3 protein-coding genes are annotated in these 3,606 nt (G+C 64.4%); all 3 read left to right on the plus strand.

Annotated features, from left to right (window positions below):
• Positions 1-6 precede the first annotated feature (6 nt).
• On the plus strand, positions 7-1,341 hold the full coding sequence (locus EN749_RS32620; protein ID WP_189367868.1) for a VOC family protein: 1,335 nt from the start codon (positions 7-9) through the stop codon (positions 1,339-1,341).
• A gap of 9 nt (positions 1,342-1,350) precedes the next feature.
• On the plus strand, positions 1,351-2,772 hold the full coding sequence (locus EN749_RS32625) for an FAD-binding oxidoreductase (RefSeq protein WP_128364711.1): 1,422 nt from the start codon (positions 1,351-1,353) through the stop codon (positions 2,770-2,772).
• Between the two features lie 21 nt (positions 2,773-2,793).
• Positions 2,794-3,606: aldehyde dehydrogenase family protein (locus tag EN749_RS32630; protein WP_128364712.1), on the plus strand; the 813-nt coding region annotated here is incomplete at its 3' end.

Below are 3,606 nucleotides of genomic sequence, written 5' to 3' on the forward strand. Positions count from 1 at the left end.
GACAGCATGTACCGGGCCGAGGTTCCCGCCTACGGCACGCTGATGGAACTGGTCGCCGAGGTGAATGCCGGTGTGCTGGATGCCACCCCAGTGCTGCGCCAGCGGCTCGAGGCGACGGATTCGCTCGACCGCATCTCGGAAGAGCGGCACGGCGCGATCCGCCTGGGAACGCCGGCCGAACTCTCGATGATGCGGCGCGTATTCGCGGTGATGGGCATGCATCCGGTCGGATATTACGACCTCAGCACGGCCGGCGTGCCGGTCCATTCGACGGCGTTCCGTCCGGTCGGTGCCGATGCGATCAGCCGCAATCCGTTTCGCGTCTTCACCTCCCTGCTCAGGATCGACCTGATCGGCGATGACGCTTTGCGGGCGGAAGCGGAGGCCATTCTTGCCGCTCGTCGGATTTTCACGGACAGCGCCGTCCAACTCACCGAAAAGGCCGAGACGCAGGGCGGCCTGCATCGACCGGATGCGGATCGGTTTGTCGCCGAAATCCTCGAGACCTTCCGCTGGCACGATCAGGCCTGCGTCAGCATGGAGATGTACCACAGGCTCCACCAGCAGCATCGGTTGATCGCCGACGTGGTCTCCTTCAAGGGCCCGCATATCAACCACCTGACGCCGCGCACGCTCGACATCGACGCGGTGCAGACGGGCATGCCGTTGCGCGGCATCGAGCCCAAGGCGATCGTCGAGGGTCCACCCACTCGCCAGTGCCCGATCCTGCTCAAGCAGACATCGTTCAAGGCACTGGACGAACCGGTCTCGTTCAAGTCAGGCAGCGGCGGCTGGACGGCTGGCTCGCACACGGCGCGTTTCGGCGAGATAGAGCAGCGCGGCGTGGCGCTGACTCCCAAGGGCAGGGCGCTCTACGACAGCCTGCTGGACGCCACGCGCAAAATCATCAGGCCGGCGGCCGACGGGTCGAATGCCGCCGATTACGTCGAGGCGTTGTCGCGAACATTCCAGCCATTTCCCGACACATGGGATGGCATCCGCACTGCGGGTCTTGGCTATTTCACCTATTCGCTGACCGAGCGAGGGCGTCAGGTCGGCAGGGTCCATGCAGAAGGTGTCGATCGGCTGGTGGCGGATGGCTTTGTCCGTTTCGACCCGATCGTCTACGAGGATTTCCTGCCCGTCAGCGCTGCCGGCATCTTCCAGTCCAATCTGGGCGACGAGGCGGGGCAGGATTTCGTCGCCAGTCCCAACCAAAAGCGCTTCGAGGCCGCTCTCGGCGCCGGGGTCCTCGATGAATTCGAGCACTATGCGGCGATCGAGCAGGCGTCAATCGACGATTGCCGACGCGCTCTGCACAACCTTCAGGCAGCGGAGTAGACACTCGGCATGATCGGCGAGCGGCACAAGGCGGCGTTGGTCGAAATCCTCGGCGCGGACGGGGTTGTCCAGGATTCCGCCAGCATGGCCGCCTATGAGAATGGCGCGCGCTATGACCGGGGTAGCGCCGCATTCGTGCTGCGCCCTCGCGGCACGGCGGAGGTATCCGCTTGCGTCGCCTACTGCGTTCGTGAGCATATCGCGCTCATCCCGCAGTCAGGCAACACCGGCCTGGTTTCCGGCTCGACGCCGGACACCAGTGGAGCGCAGGTCGTGCTCAGCCTCGACCGGATGACACGGATTTTCGATCCCGATATCGACAACCGTTCGATCCACGTCGACGCTGGAACCAGACTGTCGGACATCAACGGACGGCTCGAGCAGAGCGGCCTCTTCTTCCCGATCGACCTCGGCGCCGATCCGCGGGTGGGCGGCATGCTGGCAACCAACACCGGCGGCTCGCGGTTTCTGAAATATGGCGACGTGCGCCGCAATACGCTGGGCGTGAAGGTCGTCCTGGCAGACGAGGCTGGCACCGTGGTCGATCTGCTGTCGGGGCTGCGCAAGAACAATACGGGCGTCGACTGGAAGCAGCTTTTCGTCGGAACATCCGGCGCGTTCGGCATTGTCACCGAATGCGTGCTCAATCTGGAGCGTCTGCCGAGACAGGTTTCGACAGCCTATCTGGTGCCGCGAACCGGCACTGCCGTCATCCCCCTGCTGCGAGCGATGGAAGAGCGTCTCGGATCGTACCTGTCGGCTTTCGAAGGCATGTCGGGGAATGCGATCGCTGCAGCGCTTGCCCATGTTCCGTCGCTGCGCAATCCATTCCAGAATGGCGACATCCCCAACTATGTCATCCTGGCCGAAGTCTCCCGCAGTTGGCTTCCGCGTGATGACGAGCAGCCGCTCGATGCCGTTCTGGAAACGGTGCTGGCCGAAGTCTGGGAAGCGGAGGGCGCGCCGCTCGCCAACGCCTTTGTCGGTCCCGCCCGTGAGATGTGGGCGCTGCGTCACGCCCTGTCGGAAGGCGTCAAACATGCCGGCCGGCTGATCGCTTTCGATCTGTCGTTCCGCAGGGCCGACGTACTGGCGTTCTGCGACTGGATGAAGCTCGAACTGCCCAGCCATTTTGTCGACGTCGCAATCTTCGATTTCGGCCATATCGGCGACGGCGGCGTGCATTTCAATCTGGTCGTCGACGAGGCGCGGGCTGGTCCAGTCGATATCGCCTTCGAACGGCGATTGCGCGATTGGGTCTATTCGATCGCGGTCGATCGTTTCGGCGGCAGCTTCAGCGCCGAGCACGGCGTCGGCCGCAAGAACCAAGCCTACTACGATCTCTACACGCAGAAAAAGCACAAGGACCTTGCCGCTGGCCTGAAGCAACTGACGTCGCCAGGACGCCTTGGTTCGGTGTGTTTCGGATAAGTCAAAACAGGAGTTTGCCGGATGAACATTGCAGTCAAATCCATCGATGTAGCCAAGGAAACGACCGAACTTCTGGCGAAACTGGGTGTGGCCAAGGGCACTCTTTCGGGCGGCGATCTCATCGTGCGCAGCCCAGTGACGGGCGAGCAGATCGCGGCGCTGAAGACGATCTCGCCGGCCGACGCCGCCAAGACCATCGACGCCGCGCACAAGGCGTTCCAGGCGTGGCGGATGGTGCCGGGACCGAGACGTGGCGAGCTGGTGCGGCTGCTCGGCGAGGAGCTGCGTGCGCACAAGGCCGAGCTTGGCCGGCTGGTCGCGATCGAGGTCGGCAAGATTCCGTCCGAAGGCCTTGGCGAAGTGCAGGAGATGATCGACATCTGCGATTTCGCCGTCGGCCTCTCCCGGCAATTGTACGGCCTGACCATCGCCACCGAGCGTCCCGGCCATCGGATGATGGAAACCTGGCATCCGCTTGGCGTCGTCGGCGTCATTTCCGCCTTCAATTTCCCGGTCGCGGTGTGGTCGTGGAACGCGGCCCTGGCGCTGGTCTGCGGCGACGCGGTGGTGTGGAAGCCGTCGGAGAAGACGCCGCTGACGGCGCTTGCCTGCGAGGCCATCTTCAAGCGCGCGGTCAAGCGCTTCGGCGCGGACGCACCGCAGGGCCTGGCGCCGGTGCTGATCGGCGACCGTGCCGTCGGTGAAATCCTGGTCGACCATCCCAAGGTGCCGCTGGTCTCGGCCACCGGCTCGACCCGCATGGGCCGCGACGTCGGCCCGCGCCTGGCCAAGCGCTTTGCGCGCGCGGTGCTGGAACTTGGCGGCAACAATGCC

Origin of the sequence: Mesorhizobium sp. M7A.F.Ca.ET.027.02.1.1, assembly GCF_004022985.1 — a bacterium.
In the GTDB taxonomy this organism is placed as follows: Bacteria; Pseudomonadota; Alphaproteobacteria; order Rhizobiales; family Rhizobiaceae; genus Mesorhizobium.